Raw genomic sequence first — 18,499 nt, 5'->3', positions numbered from 1 at the left:
CGCTATACAAAAGCCTGGAGCGGCACGCAGTAACCTTGATGCAGCGCCTCAACCTTGGCACGCACTTTCGGGGCGGTAAAACCGATCTCCAGCGCCATCACCTGATAAATCCCCCGCCGCAACACCCCTTCACTGAGATCGCCCGAGGTGCCGTGCAAGGTGCACAAAAAACGCACCCACGAGGTCAGGATAATCCAGCTATTAAGGGTAAGCGCCTCCACCTGCTCGGCCGTCATCAGCAAAATACCGGCATCGCAGAACCCTTCATAGATAGCCTGCGCCCCCTGCAGGCAGCGTTGGGAGAACAGCCGGTAACGTTCGGCCAAAAGGGGATCAGTGTCGAGTAAATGCTCAAGGTCGCGGTGTAAAAACCGATAGCGCCACATCGCATCAAGCAGCGACTCAAAATAGAAATTCTTGTCTGCAAGACTGAGTTCACGACCCTCAGGCAGCCGCAAGAAACTGTCGACGTCCGCTTCGTAACGGATAAACAGCTCAGCGATGATCGCCTGCTTATTGCGGAAGTGGTAATACAGATTGCCGGGGGAAATGCCCATGAACTCAGCGATATGGTTAGTCGTAACGCTGCGTTCGCCCTGGCTGTTAAACAGTTCAAGGCTAACCTGAATAATACGTTCGCGGGTTTTCGGCACAGCTGCCATAAGCGACAAAGTCTCACTGCATTAATGATGACTGAATGCTCCAAAGAGCAAGAGGGTTTGAGCAAAAGGTACACGCAGACACTGCAAAGGTGTTACCGCTGGCCGATTTTACCGGCAAGCCAGGCAGCAATACCCAACTTTTTACAGAGCTACAGGCTCAAGCAAAGTCGGTAGGCTATTTGACAATATAGAGCAATTGCTCTAAAAATCTCAATTCAACAGTTTTAGCCCTGTGCTACTACTCGAACAAGGTCCACGCAGAACCGCAGAGAACTTAATCATGGTCGCCAACGTCGCTTACCTAGAACAAAACCAAGAGCAAATTAACCAGTTGGACAGCACCCTCGCGCTGCAACGCAAGGCCTATCAGGGTAACCCCATGCCACCGGCCGAGCAGCGTATCCAGTGGCTAAACGCACTGTGTGACCTGATTAAGACTGAGCAACAGGCCCTGATCACGGCAGTTTCAACCGACTTCAGCAATCGCTCCGCAGATGAAACGCTGCTCGCTGAAATCATGCCCAGCCTGCATAACATTCATTACGCCACCAAACGCATCAAAAAGTGGATGAAGCCTTCGCGGCGCAGTGTCGGCATGCAATTTATGCCCGCATCGGCCAAGGTCATCTACCAGCCGCTGGGCGTAGTCGGCGTAATCGTGCCATGGAACTATCCGCTGTTTCTGGCCTTCGGCCCATTGATTGGCGCCCTGGCTGCTGGCAACCGGGTGATGATCAAGATGAGCGAATCGACCCCTGTCACCTCGCAACTGGTCAAGGACCTGCTGGCCCGAATCTTCCCTGAAGACCTGGTCAGCGTTGCGCTGGGCGAGGCCGAGGTGGGCATGGCCTTCTCCAAGCTGCCTTTCGATCACCTGCTGTTCACCGGCGCAACCAGCATCGGCAAGCATGTAATGCGCGCCGCCGCTGAAAACCTGACCCCGGTAACCCTTGAACTGGGTGGCAAATCACCGGCGATCGTCGCCAATGACGTCCCGCTGGATGATGCGGCCGAACGTATCGCCTTCGGTAAAACCATGAATGCTGGCCAGACCTGCGTGGCACCTGACTACGTGCTGGTACCTAAAGACCGGGTTGATGGCTTCATTGAGGCTTATCGCAAGGTCGTGCTGCGGTTTTATCCGAAACTCGAAGATAACCCGGACTACACCGCGATTATCAATGAGCGCCAGCAAGCCCGCCTGAATAGCTACCTAAGCGACGCAGAGAGCAAAGGCGCCACGCTGATCCCGCTGTATCCCAACGCGCAAGGCAGGCGCGTGCCGCAAACCGTGCTGCTCAACGTGAATGACGACATGAAAATCATGCAGGACGAAATCTTCGGCCCTCTGCTGCCCATAGTGCCGTATGAGCGTATCGAAGACGCATTCGCCTATATCAATCAAAGGCCGCGTCCGCTGGCCCTGTACTACTTCGGCTACAACAAGGGCGAACAGCAGCGCGTCCTGCATGAAACCCACTCTGGCGGCGCATGCATCAACGACACCCTGCTCCATGTTGCTCAGGACGACATGCCGTTTGGCGGCATTGGCCCCTCTGGCATGGGCCATTATCACGGCCATGAAGGCTTCCTGACCTTCAGTAAAGCCAAGGGTGTTCTGATCAAGCAGCGCCTCAATGCCGCGAAAACCATCTACCCACCTTATGGCAAGTCGATCCAGAAAATGATTTACAAGATATTCGTGCGTTAAGGATCCTCTGAAAAAGGTAGCGAGCGACGGTAGTACAAGGCAAAAAAGTGCGAAAAAGCAGAGTTTAGTGGCCTAAATGAGCATTTTGAGCAGTTTTTTAACGCAGTAATATCTAGCTCAGTAGTTTTTCAGCGATTTCTTAACCCATCGCCGCTCACAGCAGCACTGTGAGCGGCATGCAATCCTGACGGTAACAATAAAAATGACAAACACCTCCCTCAATACTGCCGAAATCAGCCGCCGGGGCTTCCTGAAAACCGGCCTGATTGGCACCGCCTTTCTGGCAACCGCCGGACTGACGGCAACGCTTAGCGGTTGCTCGGCCAGCACACCCGCCAATGGTTTTAAAGTTATTCGCGCATCCGACATAGCGCTGCTCACGGCAATCATCCCGGTGATAATCGAAGGCGCTGTGCCCCCGGCGCAAATGCCACAAGCCATAGCTGGCACACTGCAAAGCCTCGACAACAGTCTCAACCACCTTTCACCCGAGCTGCTCAAGCTCACGGTACAGCTGTTCGATGTCCTGGCACTGCCGGTCACCCGCGGCCCGCTAACTGGTGTTTGGGGCAGTTGGGAAAACGCCAGCGCAGAAGATGTTCGCCACTTTCTAGAACGCTGGCAGAACAGCTCTCTTAGCCTGCTGAAAATGGGGCACGAATCGCTGCTCAAACTGGTGCAAATGAGCTGGTACAGCCGCCCCGAATCCTGGGCCAGCTGTGGTTACCCAGGGCCACCAACCGTTTAATCATGTGCCCGCTACCCATCTAATAAGAATCAACCAGAGAACTGCCTGCCATGCCTGTACCTGATTTATTTGCCGAAGGCTTGAGCCGCGGCTGGAAAACCTACAACGGTTCGCGCCTTGAGCAAGACCTGACTCTAGAAGCCGATATTGTGATTGTCGGCACCGGCGCGGGTGGTGGCACCAGCGCCGAAATCCTCAGCGCCGCTGGCTATAAAGTCCTGCTAGTCGAAGAGGGACCGCTGAAAACCAGCAGCGACTTCAAGATGCAGGAAGCCGAAGCCTACCCGACGCTCTATCAGGAAGGGATCGGACGCATGAGCAAGGATGGCGCAATCGTCATTCTGCAAGGCCGGGCAGTCGGCGGCACAACGCTGGTTAACTGGACATCAAGTTTTCGTACGCCCCACCAAACCCTTGAACACTGGGCCAAGGAACACAACGTCAAAGGTCATAGCGAGGCCGAAATGGCCCCATGGTTCGAGCAGATGGAGCAACGCCTGGGTGTGGCCCCATGGGCGGTGCCACCCAACGCCAATAATGATGTGATTCGCAGTGGTTGCGAAAAGTTGGGCTACAGCTGGAAAGTTATCCCGCGTAACGTCCGCGGCTGCTGGAACCTGGGCTATTGCGGCATGGGTTGCCCAACCAATGCCAAGCAATCGATGCTGGTGACAACTATCCCGGCCACGCTGGAAAAAGGTGGTGAACTGCTTTACCTGGCGCGCGCCGAACGCCTGATACATGATGGCAACCAGGTCAGCTCACTTGAATGCGTCGCGATGGACGAGCGCTGTGTCGCGCCAACTGGACGCAAAATAAAAATCAAAGCACGCCACTATATTCTCGCCGGTGGCGGCATCAACACTCCGGCGATCCTTAAACGCTCTGAAGCGCCAGACCCCTATGAGCGCACGGGCAAGCGGACCTTTATCCATTTGGTCAACTTCTCCACAGCGTTATTTGAAAAAGTCATCAACCCCTTCTATGGCGCACCGCAATCGATTTATTCCGATAATTTCCAGTGGGACCAAGGCAGCGCCGGGCCACTGTCCTACAAACTCGAAGTACCGCCGCTGCACCCGGCCCTTACCAGTACGCTGGTGGGCGAATTTGGCCGCGAAAATGCCCTGCGCATGGAGCAACTGCCGCACACCAATATGATGCTGGCGTTAATGCGTGATGGGTTCCATCCCGAAAGCGCTGAAGGTACGGTTGAGCTACGCGATGACGGCAGCCCGGTACTCGACTACAAAATGACCGATTACACCTGGGACGGGATTCGTCGTGCATTTCACAGCATGGCCGAGATTCAATTTGCTGCCGGGGCAAAATCGGTGCTGCCAATGCATGCCGACGCCAAATCGGCGACCTCCCTGGCGCAAGTCCGCAGCCAGATCGATAGCCTGAGCATGGAGCTCTATCGCACTCGTTTGGGCAGTGCACACGTCATGGGCGGTTGTGCCATGGGCGAGGACGCCAAGCTAGCGGTGACAGACAGCCTCGGTCGTCATCACCAACTGAGCAACGTGTCAATTCATGACGGTTCCTTGTTCCCGACCAGCATTGGCGCCAATCCACAGTTGTCTGTTTACGGGCTCACAGCACAACTCTCCAGCTTGCTTGCCGAGCGTCTAAAAACCGCTTAAAGCCCATCAGGAGAACTGCCCAGGAAAGTTTTTAAGCCCATCAGGCCCTCTAGGACGGGGATTAATCGCAATAGTCCTGTACACAGACTTGGCCGCTGCGGACTGCTGCGCTACCATCCGAGTCCCTAACGGACTCGCCAGGATTTCACGATGAATCGAGTGTTATACCCGGGCACCTTCGACCCCATCACCAAAGGACACGGTGATCTGGTTGAGCGCGCCTCGAAATTGTTCGACAGCGTGATCATTGCAGTAGCGGCCAGCCCGAAGAAAAACCCCTTGTTCCCGCTGGAGCAACGTGTTGCTCTCGCGCAGGAAGTTACCAAACATCTGCCCAATGTCGAGGTAGTGGGTTTTTCCAGCCTGCTCGCACACTTTGCCAAAGAGCAAGGTGCCAATGTATTCCTGCGCGGCCTGCGAGCGGTGTCGGACTTTGAGTACGAGTTCCAGCTGGCCAACATGAATCGCCAACTGGCTCCAGATGTCGAAAGCCTGTTTCTGACGCCATCTGAAAAATACTCATTCATCTCATCGACACTGGTTCGCGAGATTGCTGCTCTGGATGGAGATATCAGCAAGTTTGTCCATCCTGCCGTGGCCGAAGCCCTCAACCAGCGCTTCAAGAAATAAGCCACTGTCCAGCTATACTTGAGTAGGCCGATGGGGTCCAAGCCAGCGCCGCTAAAGAGCACTGGCTTGACGTGAACAATGGCGCATATCGCGACAATCCGGCACAATTCACGCCTCGAAGTTTGAAATCGTCGAAGCCATGCGCTTCGACAGGAGCCGTACCGCATGTCCCTGATCATCACCGACGATTGCATTAATTGCGACGTCTGCGAACCCGAGTGCCCAAACGCAGCCATCTCTCAAGGCGAAGAGATCTACGTTATCGACCCGAATTTGTGTACCGAATGCGTCGGCCATTACGATGAGCCACAGTGCCAGCAAGTATGCCCGGTGGACTGCATTCCTCTGGACGAAAACAACGTCGAGAGCAAAGATGAACTGATGCAGAAATACATGATTATTACCGGTAAGGCGTGATCAATCGCGGTATCTTGTCGCCCTGCCCTGTAACGGCTGATCACAGGTAATGATGCCTGGGACTCCAGTCAGACCCTCGCTGCGACAACAACCGACGGTTACCATGACTCGACAGCTATTTCTCTGCGCACTACTGCTCCTCAACACCTTCAATCTGCAAGCAGCAACCCGCCCGGGTCAGGCTGCAGTTGCCAGCGCCCACCCAGCGGCCACTGTTGCTGGCGAAGAAACCCTGGCCCATGGCGGCAATGCATTTGATGCAGCAGTTGCGGTCAGCGCCGCACTGGCGGTGGTTGAGCCTTATAGTTCAGGCTTAGGCGGCGGCGGTTTCTTTCTCCTGCGCCAAGCCGGCGAACAACCCAGTTATCGCTTTCTCGACGCCCGTGAGCGCGCGCCTCTGGCAGCGCATTCAGACATGTATCGGCGCCAGGGCAAGGTCCAGCCCGAACTGTCACTCGATGGCCCGCTTGCCGCTGCGATTCCCGGCCTGCCGGCTGCCCTGGTCGAACTTGCCCAGCGCTACGGCCGCCTGCCTCTGAAAGACTCGCTATTGCCTGCTATTCGTTTGGCCCGCGACGGTGTTTCCTATGACCGGGTCTACCGTGAGCGAGCCCGCTGGCGTCTGGCAGCCATGCGTGACGACCCAGAAACAGCGCGAATCTTCCTGCACAAGGGTGAGGTTCCAAGCGAGTTTGGCCTGTTGCGCCAACCCGATCTGGCGCGCACGCTAGAACGTATCGCCCGTTACGGCAAAGCCGGTTTCTACAGCGGCGAAACCGCTGACAAACTGGTTAATGGCGTACGTAAAGCTGGCGGTATCTGGACCCTGCGCGACCTCAGCGAATACAAGGTGGTCGAGCGCACTCCGCTACGCTTCCAGCTCGCAGATGGCCGTGAACTAATCACTGCGCCACCGCCTTCAGCGGGAGGCATTGCCATCGCGCAGAGCCTGGCGATGCTGCAGCAACTGCCGTGGCAAAAAGCCGAGCCAGTGCAGCGTACGCACTATGTTGTCGAGGCGCTGCGTCGTGCATACCGTGATCGCGGCCTGATAGGTGATCCTGATTTTGTCAGCAACCCAGCCCCACAGTTGCTTGATCGCGGTTATCTGAAGAAGCTTGCGCAAAGTATCGACCCGCAACGCGCCACCCCGAGTTCGAGCCTGCCTCCGGCTGGCAAGCTGCATGAAGGCAACCACACTACCCACTTCACCGTGCTTGATGCCGATGGCAACGCAGTCTCTGCCACCTTGTCGATCAACCTGCCTTTTGGCGCCGCCTTCGTCGCCCCCGGAACCGGCGTATTGCTCAACGATGAAATGGACGATTTTGCCGCTGACATTGAGGGTTCAAACGCTTACGGACTGACTGGCAGCCGCGCCAATGCAGTGGATGCAGGCAAGCGTCCGCTGTCGAGCATGAGCCCGACCTTTATCGAGAGCCAAGACGACTTCGCCAGCTTCGGCACACCGGGCGGCAGCCGCATTCCAAGCATGGTCCTGCTCGCGATCTTGCAGTACCTGAATAAACAGCCCATCACCAGTTGGCCGAGCGTGGCGCGCTATCACCACCAGTATCTGCCTGATGTAATTGAGCATGAGCCACATACCTTTAGCGCCAAGCAAATCGCAGCCTTACAGGCTCGCGGCTATCAACTCAAAGCACTGAACCGCGAGTATGGCAACCAACAGGTACTGTTTTGGCATAAGCAAAGCAACCTGGTTGAAGCGGCCAGCGACCCACGCGGCATTGGCACCGCACAAGTCATCAAAAAACAGGTAAACGCCAAGCCCGAATAGCGCGGGCGTCCATGCAATGCAGATGAACCAAGATCGTGGAGTGGGTGACGCTTTTTTCACCCACCATTTGCAGCTGCAAACAACTGAGCTGACTACCCGCAAAGCCTTGGTGGATAAGCTTCTCGTTGTCGCACCCTACCTGTTCTAGCGGAACGCTAGGTCGCGCAGGAACAAGGTGATGGGCGGGAACATAATCAGCAACACCGACATCAGCAGCAGGATCGCGAAGAACGGCAGGCTGCCCCGAATGACTTCGAGGTAGGGCCGCCTGAACACCGCGATGGCCGTGAAGATATCGCAGCCAAATGGCGGCGTGGCTGAACCGATAGCGGCCTGCAAGGTGATGATGGTACCGACCAGCACAGGGTCAAGACCGGACACTCGAACTGCCGGGGCAAAGATCGGGACTAAAATCAGCATGACCACAATCGGGTCGACAAACATGCAGCCGATAAAGAATGCGATCGAAATGATCACCAGCAACTCAGTCGGAGACGCGCTCATGATGCCAATGCCGCTGAGAATCTGCTGGGGGATCTGAGCAAATGAGATCACCCAGGAAAACGCCGACCCAGCGGCCACCAGAATAAATACAACCGCAGTAATCAGGCCTGTAGACAGGGCAATCGATGACAGTTCACTGAGTTTGACTCGCCGGAAAATCAGCACCTCGAGAATCAGCGCATAGAGCACCGACACCGCTGCGGCCTCCGTCGGGCTAAAAACCCCGGTGTAGATGCCGCCGATGGTCAATACCGGCAACAGCAAGGGCAATATTGCGCGGCGGCAGGTGACCAATCGCTGCCTCCAGCTAAATTTCTCGCCCGAGGGAATGCCGGTGATACGCGCGTAGATATAGCAATAGCCGCAAAGCAGGCACATCAACAACAAACCGGGGCCAATACCGGCGATAAACAACTCTGCAACCGAGGTGCCTGAAACCACGCCGTAAATGATCATGCCGATGCTGGGTGGAATCAGCAGCGCAATATCCGAGGCGTTGATGATCAGGGCCATGGCAAAGCTATCTTTGTAGCCCTGCTGCAGCATTTTCGGGCGCATGATACTCCCCACCCCCACCACAGTCGCCTGGGTCGAGCCCGACAACGCGCCAAACAGCGCGCAACTCAAGGCCGTGGTCACCGCCATGCCGCCACGCACATGCCCGACAAAAGCCATGGCCACATCAAGCAAGCGGTTTGCCGTGGCACCACGCGTAATGATATCCGCCGCCAGGATAAACATCGGAACCGCCACCAGCGCGGCCGGGCGTATTCCGGCGATCATCTGTTGGACGATAAACTCCGGGCCCATGGTGAAAAACAGGGTAAAGCCCGCCGCCGATGCAGCCAGCAGAGTCGTCATCATCGGAAAGCCGCACAGCAGCAGTACCAGCATGATGATCAGTAGCGTGGTCGTCATATCCATGGGTACGGGCTCAGTGCTGCGAAGGAATGGTGGCGTCGACGTGCAGAGCTGGAGCCTCACGAAGGCCCAGCAATACCTGCAACTGAACAAAGGCGTGGCGCACGAATTGCAACCCAGTCATGCCCAGCCCCAACGGAATCACCAGATAGATGTAATGCAGCGGTACTTGCAGCGCTGATGAAGAACGCCCCACGCGCGCAGCCGACTCCACATACCCCACCGACGCCCATGTCAGCCAAAGCATCAAGGCGGCGGTGAAGCTATTAATGATTAACAGGGTTAGCGCTGCAGGCTTGCCGGTGAGGTGCTCGATAAAAGCACTCATGCTGATGTGTCGACTGTGCCGCGCGGCATAGCTACAACCGACGAACGTGACAAAAATGATCAGGAACTGGTTGAGCTCTTCGGAAAAGTAGATGCTCTGGTTGAACAGGTATCGACCGAATACGTTGCTGACCGAATTGAGCGCCATGAGCAAGATGCCGCTTGCGAGGATGAAGGCTTCAAGCTTCTCCAGCATCCAATCCAACTTACGCAGCCAAGCCATAGCGACCTCCAGTCCGGCTCGTATGAGCGGACACTGTTCTTGTTGTGGAGGCCAAACCTTATCGCTGACAAAAAATCATGTCAATTAAATATTTGAATCATTACAAATGCTCAACAATCGAGCGCATGTAATGATTTTGCGCTGTTTTAGAACACGAAATGCATCGGCGGCGGCGTTTCAAGCACCAGTCCATTCAGGATGGTCAGCCCCGTTTCTATCCGAGAGCGACTCTGCTCGGCCCCAAGACTGATACGGATGTGTTGATTACTGCGGTCAACAGCAGCGAGAAAGGGTTCTGCTGGAAAAATCATTACACCTTCCTGCCGGGCACGCCGTGCAAACTTCTCTGGCGACCAATGCCCCGGTAGCTCAGCCCAGATGTGCATGCCATTGGGGTCGGCCTTGAACTCACAGGCCGTCAAGTGCTCGCGGGCCATGGCCTGGCGCACAGCAAACTCCTGCTGCTGGAAACTCACCATACGATCGAGCGTGCCATCCTGCATCCACCAACTGGCAATTTCGAAGGGCATCAGGGTCGCCATCCAAGTCGTGCTGCGCAGCCGCCCGATCGCTTGCTGGACCATATTGGGCGGAGTCACCAGGTAACCGGCGCGCATACCGGGCAGGGAAATCTTGGTCAGGCTGGTCGCATAGAAACTGCGCTCCGGAATGAAGGCCGACAACGGCGGGTGACGATCAGGCTGCAAGGCGCCATAGACATCATCTTCAACCACGATCAGGTCATATTTGCGCGCCAGATCAGCAATGGCCTGACGCCGCTCAAGCCCCATGGTGTCGGTGGTTGGATTGTTCATCGTCGGCGTACAGAACAGCACGCGCGCGCCACCCTGCTTGCAGGCGGCCTCCAACGCATCAGGCAAAAGCCCCTGATCATCAGTCGCCAGCCCCTTGAGATTGAAGTGCAGGGTCTGCGCCAATGCCATGAGCAACATGCCGGTTTCATGCTCGCAAAGCACGGTATCGCCGGGCTTGAGCAGCGTTGACATGGCAATAGTCAGGGCGTGAGCTGCACCATTGCAGAACAACATATTGTCCGGGTTAACCGGTAATTTTTGCTGCGCCAGCCAGCCACAGACCACCTCGCGGTGCAGGGTCAGGCCCTGAGTCGGATGGAATGAAGTGATGAAATCATCGCGCCCTTCACGCGCGACGCGCTCAAGGCTCTCGCGGTAAAGCTTGACGTGACGCGGGGTGCACACCGGATGCGCAGTTGACAGGTCGATACCACGACTCGGGTCATCATGCTCATCGGTCGAGAGGTAATCCGACTCATGACTGATATGCCGGCTACGAACAAAGGTACCGCTGCCGACCTGCGCATAAATCGCGCCCTGCTTTTCTGCGTGGGCGTAGGCATTGCTTACGGTCTGCACGCTAACACCGAGGGTGTCAGCCAACTCGCGATGAGTTGGCAGCTTGCTGCCAGGCAGCAACACACCGGTGCTGATTGCTTCGGTGAGCGCATTGCCAATGGCTAGGTATTTGGGCTGGCCGGGGCGCATAAATGGAATTAGGTCAATTGTCATAGGTCAATAAATTCCTTGACGATAATTGTAATGGTCACGATATTGATCTCTAAACGTATTGACCTGTATTTGTCACGGTTACTTTAGCAGGCTTCAGTACAATTTCTCCAGCAAGCGCTCATAACTAATACAAGCTGAGCGCTCAGGGAGGATCCATGGAGTGCCTACCAATGGATCGCAGCACGGGTGCCCGACTGACACTAGCAGTGGGCTGATTGAGTTCTGAATGCGCTTGCGTTCGTTATCGAGATGCTGTCATGAGTGAAATTGCGTTGAATTTCAGCCGTGCCGAGTACGCCCAGCGTCTGGCCAAAGTGCGCGCTGCCATGGCCGAAAAAGGGATCACAACCCTGATTGTCCATGATCCATCAAACATGGCCTGGCTCACCGGCTATGACGGCTGGTCGTTCTACACACCGCAATGCGTGGTAGTGGGCGAGCAAGGTGAGCCGCTGTGGTTCGGCCGCGGTATCGACGCCAACGGTGCGCGACGCACGGTTTACCTGGCTGAAGAAAACATCGCCTCCTACAGCGACAACTACGTGATGAACCCGCCGCATCACGCACTCGATTATCTGTGCGAGCAGGTGCTGCCCGCTCGCGGCTGGACCAGCGGCGTGATCGGCGTGGAAATGGACAACTATTACTACAGCGCCACCGCTCATCAGGCGCTGCAACGTGGCTTGGCAAAGGCGCAACTGGTCGACAGCACAGGGCTGGTCAACTGGTGCCGGGCAATCAAGTCCGATCAAGAAATCGAATACATGAGCGTGGCCGCGCGTATTGTTGAAAACATGCACCGAGCTATCTTCGACATGATCGAACCCGGCTTGCCGAAAAACATCCTGGTGGGTGAAATCTACCGCGTAGCCTGCGCCGGTCACGACGGGAAATTCGGTGATTACCCGGCAATAGTGCCGATGCTGCCGTCGGGCAAAGACGCCTCGGCACCGCACCTGACCTGGGACGACCGCCCATTTATAAAGGGCGAAGGCACATTCTTTGAGATCGCCGGTTGCCACAAACGCTACCACTGCCCGTTGTCACGCACGGTTTACCTGGGCGAACCCTCGGCAGCATTTCGCAAGGCTGAAGAAGCTATCAATGCTGGGCTAGAAGCCGGCCTTGCGGTGGCTAAAACAGGCAATACCTGCGGCGACATCGCTCGCGAACTAAACAGCACCCTGCGCCGTTACGGCTATGACCGTGGCGACAACCGCTGTGGTTACCCAATCGGGCTGAGCTATCCGCCAGACTGGGGCGAGCGCACCATGAGCTTGCGTGAAAGCGACACCACGGTCTTGCAACCCGGCATGACCTTTCACTTCATGCCGGGCCTGTGGCTCGACGACTGGGGGCTGGAGACCACAGAAAGCATTCTGATTACCGAAACCGGCGCCAATCCACTTTGCGATTATTCACGTCAATTGTTTGTGAAGGCTTGAGATGAGTATTGCAGCCATGAACATTTCACCCGAAGCTGAGTTGCAAACGACCCGAACGCCGGGGGCCAAAACGCTCGCGGCGAGCACTATCAGCGTGACCGTTGACTTTGACCAGGACGGCGTACAGCACGGTTTTCTCAAGCTGCCCTACTCCCACGACTTGTCGGCGTGGGGCTGCATCATGATCCCGATTACCGTGGTAAAGAATGGCACAGGCCCGACCGCGCTGATGACCGGGGGCAACCATGGTGATGAATACGAAGGCATCACCGCCTTGCTAAAGCTGGCCAGCGAACTGCGCGCCGAAGACGTGCAAGGCCGGGTGATTATCGTCCCGGCAATGAACTACCCTGCCGTGCAAAACGCCAGCCGCACTTCGCCGATCGACAAAGGCAATATGAATCGGTCCTTCCCCGGCAATCCTTACGGCAGCATGACCGAGCGGATTGCCGACTATTTCCAGCGCAGCTTGATTCCGCTGTGCGACTACGCGCTGGATATCCACTCCGGTGGCAAGACCTTGGACATCCTGCCGTTCGCAGCGGCTCATCGCTTGCCAGACGCAGAACAAGAAGCCAAGTGCATTGCAGGCGCCAAGGCGTTCGGCACCGCAGCAAGCATGATTCTGTTTGAGTTGGACGCGGCCTCCTTGTACGACACCGCAGTCGAAGCTCAGGGCAAGGTATTCGTCACCACCGAACTGGGCGGCGGCGGCACCAGCACCCCGCAAACCATGGCGCTGGCCGACCGCGGCGTACGTAACTTCCTCACATTTGCAGGCATCACCCAAGGCCAGCTTGAGCCTGCGGACGAACCACAGATGTTATTGGATATGCCGGATGCGAGCTGCTACGTACAAAGCCTGCATCGCGGCATTCTCGAACTCAACCTGAGCATTGGCGACCGCGTGCGTCGTGGCGATCTGGTTGCCCGGGTACATGCATTTGAACGCACAGGCACACCAGCCGTTGAGTATCACGCCGAACGTGATGGCTTGCTGGTTGCAAGGCGCTTTCCGGCGCTGGTGGACATAGGCGATACCCTCGCAGTGATTGCCGACATAGTGGAAAACTGACAACAACCTGCACTTAAAAGAAGAATGGAGAAAGCACCATGAGAAAGTTCAGCACCTTGAAAAAAGCAGCTTTGGCAGCCGCCATGGGCTTGGTTCTGGCGGGGCAGGCGGGCCTTGCAGCAGCAGAAGAATGGAAGTTTGCACTCGAAGAAATCAGCGGCAGCGTACAAGACGCCTATGCACAGAAATTCAAACAACTGGTCGAAGAGAAAAGCGACGGCAAAATCACCGTCACGGTTTATCCCTACGGCTCACTGGGCGAATCGGAAGACCTGACCGAACTGGTCGCCAATGGCGTCATTCAGTTCACTCACGGCTCGACCGGGATTCTCGGCTCAACCGCGCCATCCATGCAGGTGTTCTCTGTGCCTTACCTGTTGTCGCAAGACAACAAGGTCAACCTCAAGGTGCTGACGGAAAGCCCGACCATCTACGGACCGATGGCTGACAAACTGAAGACACGCAACCTGAGACTGCTGACCATGTACCCAGAAGGTGAAATGGTTTGGACCACCAACAAGGAAATCCACAAGCCCGCGGATTTCGAAAACGTAAAAATGCGCGTCATGGCCTCACCCATGCTGGTCGAAGCCTACAAAGCCTTCGGCGCCGTTCCCACGCCGCTTCCCTACTCCGAAGTCTATGGTGCGCTGCAGCTGAAGATGGTCGACGGTCAGGAAAACCCAATCTTCGCCATTGAAGAGATGAAGTTCTACGAGGTCAACGATGTGCTGACCTGGTCGGGCCAGCAGCAGTTCACCGTAGCCGTATTGTCGAGCGAATCCTGGTACCAGGGCCTGCCCGATGACCAGAAAAAGATTATCGATGAAACCGTGGCCGAACTCGCTCCATATATCTTCAAAACCCAGGAGGAGTTCAGCAAGACTCGCCTGGAGAAAATCAAGAAAGCCAAGCCAAGTATCAAGATCGTGCACCTGACGCCAGAAGAGAAAGAGGTGTTCCGCAAGGCGAGCATGCCACTGCGCGACAAACTGGTCGAACTGGCTGGCGAAGATGCGGGCAAAACCCTTAAAGCCTTGCAGAAAGAAATTGCCGACCTGGAAAACCAGTAGACAACCCACAAGGGCATCGCTGAAAAGAGCGGCATTGGCATGACTTTACAGCGGTGCTCTGGCCGACAAGATCTCGTCGGCCTATTTACATCAGGAGCGCAGGTGCTCTGCGCCGGAGCACAAGCATGCGTCTGGACAGTTACGACCTGAAGATTCTGCAGATCCTGCAGAACAATGGCCGCATCACAAAATCCAGTTTGGCCGAAGCGATAAACCTGTCGATCAGTCCTTGCTGGGAGCGGGTCAAGCGCCTTGAAGAAGCCGGGATTATTCGTGGCTACAGCGCCCAGTTAAACCCTGAAGTGCTGATCAAGCGTGCGTCGGTGCTGGTCGAGATCAGCCTCAAGCAGCACAACCGCGAAGCTTTCCAACGTTTCGAACGGGCCATCAACGAGTGCGCCGAGGTCACCGAATGCTATGCCACCGGCGGCGGTATCGACTACATCATCAAGGTCATGGCCCGCGATATTGATCAATACCAGCGCTTGATTGACCGCTGGCTAATGGCCGATTTGGGCATTGAACGCTACTTCACCTACATAGTGACCAAAACCATCAAGCACTGCGAACCACCGCTGGAAATAGACAACGAACTGACTTGAGCCGCCGTTTTGTTTCCAGCCAAAAAAACATCCGATTAAACACCGGTAAAGCAAAAAAACCTCGGGCAGAACCATTGCGAAGAGAAAAAACCAATCGCTAATCCCTCCTAAAGTGGAAGCCATAAAACGCACCACGCCCTGAGCTGAGTGACTCCGCGCAGGCCAGTAGAGAGGATGCATCCATGCACAACTTCGAAGATCCACGCTTGATTCGCCAGCTGGCCTACATCAACGGCAAATGGACCGCAGGCACATCCGGTCGCGATGAAGCGGTGATCAACCCCGCAACAGAAGAAATCATTGGCCGCTGCACCCAACTCGACGAGCCGCAGGTGGTGCAGGCCATCGAGGCCGCCAATGATGCATTTCCAGCCTGGCGGGCGATGTCACTTGAAGCCCGCGGCGAGATTCTCAAGAAATGGCACGATCTACTGCTCGAACATAAACAAGACCTAGCCAGGCTCATGACCCTGGAGCAAGGCAAGCCATTGTTCGAGGCCCTGGGCGAAATCGACTATGCGGCCTCATTTATTACCTGGTTCGCAGAAGAGGCACGCCGCAGTTATGGCGAGACGATCCCGAGCCATATCAGCAATGCGCAACTCGGCAGCGTCCGCGAGCCCATCGGCGTCGCCGCACTTATCACGCCCTGGAATTTTCCCTGCGCGATGATCACCCGCAAAGCCGCTGCAGCCTTGGCCGCCGGCTGTACAGTGTTGGTAAAGCCTGCGGGAGAAACACCCTTCTCGGCGCTGGCCCTGGCCGAGCTGGCTGAGCGCGCAGGATTTCCTGCGGGTGTATTCAACGTCATCGTCGGCGAGCCCGAAATGGTTTCTAAGGTGCTCTGCGCCAGCGACAAGGTCAAAGCCCTGTCGTTCACCGGCTCAACCCGCGTAGGTCGCCTGCTGCTGGAACAATCCGCAGCGACAGTGAAGAAGTGCTCCATGGAGCTCGGTGGCAACGCACCCTTTATCGTGCTGCCCGACATGGATGTGGAACAGGCAGCGCAAGCCGCCATCGACGCCAAGTTCCAGACCACCGGCCAGGATTGCCTGGCGGCTAACCGAATCTTTGTACACCGCTCCTTGTACCAGCCATTCCTTGAAAGCTTCGCCCGGCGCATGGGCGAGCTGACGCTGGGCAACGGCCTGGTGCGTGGCGTCAATCAGGGCCCGTTGATCAACCAAAAGGCCGTCAGCAAAGCGCAAGAGTTGGTCGAGGATGCCTTGGCCAAAGGTGCTCGCCTGCTGGTTGGCGATCAGGATCAGGCACCCGGTCGCAACTTCTTCGTACCAACCCTGCTGGCCGACGTCACTCCTGAAATGCGCGTGTACCGCGAAGAGAATTTTGCACCTATTGCAGGCGTGCTGCCCTGGGACGACATCGAGCAATTGATCACCCGGGCCAACGACACCGAGTACGGCCTCGCCGCCTATGTGTACGGCTACGACATCCGCCAGATCTGGCAACTGCTGCGCGCGTTGGAGTTCGGCATGGTCAGCGTCAACTCGGTGAAGATGACCGGCCCACCGGTGCCTTTCGGCGGCGTCAAGCAGTCAGGGCTGGGCCGTGAAGGCTCAAGTCACGGCCTCGATGAATACACCCAGATCAAATACTACTGCCTGGGTAATTTGCCCAGTGTCAGCGGCAATTAACTGTGTTCGGTCAATTGAACGCCAACCTATCAACCAAGGACATAATCATGACCCTCGACACCCAGAAAATCATCGAGATTGATCGCCAAAACGTCTTCCACGCCTCTACTCACCTCAAGCAGCATGCCCATGGTGAAAGTCCGGCGCGCATCATCACCGGTGCCCAGGGCATCCGTATTCAGGACTCGCTCGGCAACGAATTTATCGACGGCTTTGCCGGTCTGTATTGCGTGAACATTGGCTATGGCCGCACTGAAATGGCCGAAGCCATTTACGAGCAGGCCAAGCAGTTGGCGTATTACCACACCTACGTTGGCCACACGACCGAAGGCATGGCGCAGCTGTCGGAGCGCATCGTCAAACTCGCCGGTCAAGGCATGAGCAAAGTCTATTACGGCATGTCCGGTTCCGATGCCAACGAAACCCAGCTCAAGCTGGTCTGGTACTACAACAACATCCTCGGCCGTAAGGACAAAAAGAAAGTTATCTCCCGTGATCGCGGCTATCACGGTTCAAGCATCGCGTCAGGTTCGATGACGGGCCTGCCAGTCTTCCACGCCCACTTCGACCTGCCACTTGAGCGCATCAAGCACACGGTCGCACCGGTTTACTATCGCCGTGAAGACGATGCCATGAGCGAGCAGGAATTCTCGGTTTACTGCGCGCAAAAACTTGAAGAAATGATCCTCGCTGAAGGCCCGGACACCGTGGCGGCAATGATCGGTGAACCGGTACTCGGCACCGGCGGTATCGTGCCGCCGCCAAAGGGCTACTGGACTGAAATCCGCAAGGTGCTGGACAAGTACGACATCCTGCTGATCGCCGACGAAGTGGTTTGTGGTTTTGGCCGCCTGGGTGTGGATTTCGGCTCGCAATACTATGAAATGAAGCCCGACCTGATCACCGTAGCCAAAGGCCTGACTTCGGCCTACCAACCGCTTTCCGGTGTAATCGTTGGCGAACGTGTGTGGCAAGTGCTTGAACAAGGCACCGACACCTACGGCGCCATCGGCCACGGCTACACCTACTCCGGCCACCCGATGGGGATCGCCTCGGCAATCGCCAACCTGAACATCATCGACCGTGAAAACCTCACCGGTAACGCCCGCGATACCGGCGCTTACTTGCAACAACGCATGCAGCAAACCTTCGGTGATCATCCGCTGGTCGGTGAGGCCCGAGGCATTGGCCTGCTGGCTGCATTGGAGTTCTCCAGTGACCGCAGCAAGCGCCAGCACTTCGACCCGAACCTGAAAGTCGGGGCGCAGATCTCTGCAGCCTGTCTGGAAGAAGGCCTGATCGCTCGCGCCATGCCGCATGGCGATATTCTCGGTTTCGCCCCGCCGCTGATCGTCAGCCGTGATGACGTCGATGACATAGTCGCTCGTGCCGAGCGCGCAGTGAACAAGGTCACCGACAAGTTGATCAGCAGCGGCGACTGGCAAGCCAAGTAACACCCGCCAGCTAACCTGGCCGGACGCTTTCAGCCTCCGGCCTTTTAATTGTTGGGACGGG

16 protein-coding genes are annotated in these 18,499 nt (G+C 56.4%); 12 read left to right on the top strand and 4 right to left on the bottom strand.

All coding sequences use genetic code 11. The features are described from left to right. Positions 1-2: 2 nt before the first annotated feature. On the bottom strand, positions 3-662 hold the full coding sequence (locus AACY26_RS11325; RefSeq protein ID WP_339514119.1) for a TetR/AcrR family transcriptional regulator: 660 nt from the start codon (positions 660-662) through the stop codon (positions 3-5). A 280-nt stretch (positions 663-942) separates the two neighbouring features. Here AACY26_RS11325 and AACY26_RS11320 point away from each other — a divergent pair, with 280 nt between their 5' ends. The 6 genes from AACY26_RS11320 (at position 943) to ggt (ending at position 7,612) form a co-directional block, all read left to right on the top strand. Continuing rightward, positions 943-2,373, top strand: coding sequence for a coniferyl aldehyde dehydrogenase (locus tag AACY26_RS11320; protein ID WP_339514021.1), 1,431 nt, complete (start codon positions 943-945; stop codon positions 2,371-2,373). Positions 2,374-2,575: 202 nt separating this feature from the next. After that, positions 2,576-3,121: a twin-arginine translocation pathway signal protein gene (locus tag AACY26_RS11315; RefSeq protein WP_339514019.1), complete on the top strand. Its 546-nt coding sequence runs from the start codon at positions 2,576-2,578 to the stop codon at positions 3,119-3,121. Positions 3,122-3,171: 50 nt separating this feature from the next. After that, entirely contained in the window at positions 3,172-4,767 is a 1,596-nt protein-coding gene (locus tag AACY26_RS11310; protein WP_339514017.1) for a GMC family oxidoreductase, read from the top strand. Positions 4,768-4,917: 150 nt separating this feature from the next. Then, a complete protein-coding gene (gene coaD, locus AACY26_RS11305; RefSeq protein WP_339514016.1) occupies positions 4,918-5,397 on the top strand; it encodes a pantetheine-phosphate adenylyltransferase in 480 nt (159 codons plus the stop codon). 165 nt (positions 5,398-5,562) lie between these two features. After that, positions 5,563-5,814: a YfhL family 4Fe-4S dicluster ferredoxin gene (locus AACY26_RS11300; protein ID WP_010489479.1), complete on the top strand. Its 252-nt coding sequence runs from the start codon at positions 5,563-5,565 to the stop codon at positions 5,812-5,814. Positions 5,815-5,917: 103 nt separating this feature from the next. Next, positions 5,918-7,612: a gamma-glutamyltransferase gene (ggt, locus tag AACY26_RS11295; protein WP_339514014.1), complete on the top strand. Its 1,695-nt coding sequence runs from the start codon at positions 5,918-5,920 to the stop codon at positions 7,610-7,612. Between the two features lie 144 nt (positions 7,613-7,756). Here ggt and AACY26_RS11290 read toward each other — a convergent pair whose 3' ends face one another. From AACY26_RS11290 to ehuR, 3 genes are all read right to left on the bottom strand, one after another. After that, positions 7,757-9,034: a TRAP transporter large permease gene (locus tag AACY26_RS11290; protein ID WP_339514117.1), complete on the bottom strand. Its 1,278-nt coding sequence runs from the start codon at positions 9,032-9,034 to the stop codon at positions 7,757-7,759. A 16-nt stretch (positions 9,035-9,050) separates the two neighbouring features. Further along, positions 9,051-9,587 carry a TRAP transporter small permease gene (locus AACY26_RS11285; RefSeq protein ID WP_339514012.1) on the bottom strand — a complete coding sequence of 179 codons (537 nt, stop codon included), beginning with the start codon at positions 9,585-9,587 and terminating at the stop codon, positions 9,051-9,053. A 146-nt stretch (positions 9,588-9,733) separates the two neighbouring features. Next, on the bottom strand, positions 9,734-11,134 hold the full coding sequence (ehuR, locus tag AACY26_RS11280) for a MocR-like ectoine utilization transcription factor EhuR (protein WP_339514010.1): 1,401 nt from the start codon (positions 11,132-11,134) through the stop codon (positions 9,734-9,736). Between the two features lie 257 nt (positions 11,135-11,391). Between ehuR and doeA the strand changes: the two genes are divergently transcribed. From doeA to AACY26_RS11250, 6 genes are all read left to right on the top strand, one after another. Then, positions 11,392-12,579 carry an ectoine hydrolase DoeA gene (doeA, locus tag AACY26_RS11275; RefSeq protein ID WP_339514008.1) on the top strand — a complete coding sequence of 396 codons (1,188 nt, stop codon included), beginning with the start codon at positions 11,392-11,394 and terminating at the stop codon, positions 12,577-12,579. A 16-nt stretch (positions 12,580-12,595) separates the two neighbouring features. Further along, positions 12,596-13,654 (top strand): N(2)-acetyl-L-2,4-diaminobutanoate deacetylase DoeB, encoded by a 1,059-nt coding sequence (doeB, locus tag AACY26_RS11270; protein WP_339514006.1) that lies wholly within the window; start codon positions 12,596-12,598, stop codon positions 13,652-13,654. A gap of 38 nt (positions 13,655-13,692) precedes the next feature. After that, positions 13,693-14,727 carry a TRAP transporter substrate-binding protein gene (locus tag AACY26_RS11265; RefSeq protein WP_339514004.1) on the top strand — a complete coding sequence of 345 codons (1,035 nt, stop codon included), beginning with the start codon at positions 13,693-13,695 and terminating at the stop codon, positions 14,725-14,727. Positions 14,728-14,852: 125 nt separating this feature from the next. Beyond that, a complete protein-coding gene (locus AACY26_RS11260; RefSeq protein ID WP_339514002.1) occupies positions 14,853-15,329 on the top strand; it encodes an Lrp/AsnC family transcriptional regulator in 477 nt (158 codons plus the stop codon). Between the two features lie 182 nt (positions 15,330-15,511). Then, positions 15,512-16,984, top strand: coding sequence for an NAD-dependent succinate-semialdehyde dehydrogenase (locus AACY26_RS11255; RefSeq protein WP_339514000.1), 1,473 nt, complete (start codon positions 15,512-15,514; stop codon positions 16,982-16,984). 47 nt (positions 16,985-17,031) lie between these two features. Then, on the top strand, positions 17,032-18,438 hold the full coding sequence (locus tag AACY26_RS11250) for an aspartate aminotransferase family protein (RefSeq protein WP_339513998.1): 1,407 nt from the start codon (positions 17,032-17,034) through the stop codon (positions 18,436-18,438). Positions 18,439-18,499: the final 61 nt, after the last annotated feature.

The organism is Pseudomonas sp. RL_15y_Pfl2_60, assembly GCF_963970595.1.
Classification (GTDB): Bacteria; Pseudomonadota; Gammaproteobacteria; order Pseudomonadales; family Pseudomonadaceae; genus Aquipseudomonas.
The sequence above is the reverse complement of the archived record's forward strand: the minus strand, read 5'-3'. Positions and strand labels throughout refer to the sequence as shown.

What these genes read in the sequence shown, in the direction of transcription:
- AACY26_RS11320 (WP_339514021.1), top strand. Translation starts at nt 943, where the DNA reads ATGGTCGCCAACGTCGCTTACCTAGAACAAAACCAAGAGCAAATTAAC.
- AACY26_RS11310 (WP_339514017.1), top strand. Translation starts at nt 3,172, where the DNA reads ATGCCTGTACCTGATTTATTTGCCGAAGGCTTGAGCCGCGGCTGGAAA.
- doeA (WP_339514008.1), top strand. Translation starts at nt 11,392, where the DNA reads ATGAGTGAAATTGCGTTGAATTTCAGCCGTGCCGAGTACGCCCAGCGT.
- doeB (WP_339514006.1), top strand. Translation starts at nt 12,596, where the DNA reads ATGAACATTTCACCCGAAGCTGAGTTGCAAACGACCCGAACGCCGGGG.
- AACY26_RS11265 (WP_339514004.1), top strand. Translation starts at nt 13,693, where the DNA reads ATGAGAAAGTTCAGCACCTTGAAAAAAGCAGCTTTGGCAGCCGCCATG.
- AACY26_RS11255 (WP_339514000.1), top strand. Translation starts at nt 15,512, where the DNA reads ATGCACAACTTCGAAGATCCACGCTTGATTCGCCAGCTGGCCTACATC.
- ehuR (WP_339514010.1), bottom strand. Translation starts at nt 11,134, where the DNA reads ATGACAATTGACCTAATTCCATTTATGCGCCCCGGCCAGCCCAAATAC.
- AACY26_RS11250 (WP_339513998.1), top strand. Translation starts at nt 17,032, where the DNA reads ATGACCCTCGACACCCAGAAAATCATCGAGATTGATCGCCAAAACGTC.
- coaD (WP_339514016.1), top strand. Translation starts at nt 4,918, where the DNA reads ATGAATCGAGTGTTATACCCGGGCACCTTCGACCCCATCACCAAAGGA.
- AACY26_RS11260 (WP_339514002.1), top strand. Translation starts at nt 14,853, where the DNA reads ATGCGTCTGGACAGTTACGACCTGAAGATTCTGCAGATCCTGCAGAAC.
- AACY26_RS11315 (WP_339514019.1), top strand. Translation starts at nt 2,576, where the DNA reads ATGACAAACACCTCCCTCAATACTGCCGAAATCAGCCGCCGGGGCTTC.
- AACY26_RS11325 (WP_339514119.1), bottom strand. Translation starts at nt 662, where the DNA reads ATGGCAGCTGTGCCGAAAACCCGCGAACGTATTATTCAGGTTAGCCTT.
- ggt (WP_339514014.1), top strand. Translation starts at nt 5,918, where the DNA reads ATGACTCGACAGCTATTTCTCTGCGCACTACTGCTCCTCAACACCTTC.
- AACY26_RS11300 (WP_010489479.1), top strand. Translation starts at nt 5,563, where the DNA reads ATGTCCCTGATCATCACCGACGATTGCATTAATTGCGACGTCTGCGAA.
- AACY26_RS11285 (WP_339514012.1), bottom strand. Translation starts at nt 9,587, where the DNA reads ATGGCTTGGCTGCGTAAGTTGGATTGGATGCTGGAGAAGCTTGAAGCC.
- AACY26_RS11290 (WP_339514117.1), bottom strand. Translation starts at nt 9,034, where the DNA reads ATGACGACCACGCTACTGATCATCATGCTGGTACTGCTGCTGTGCGGC.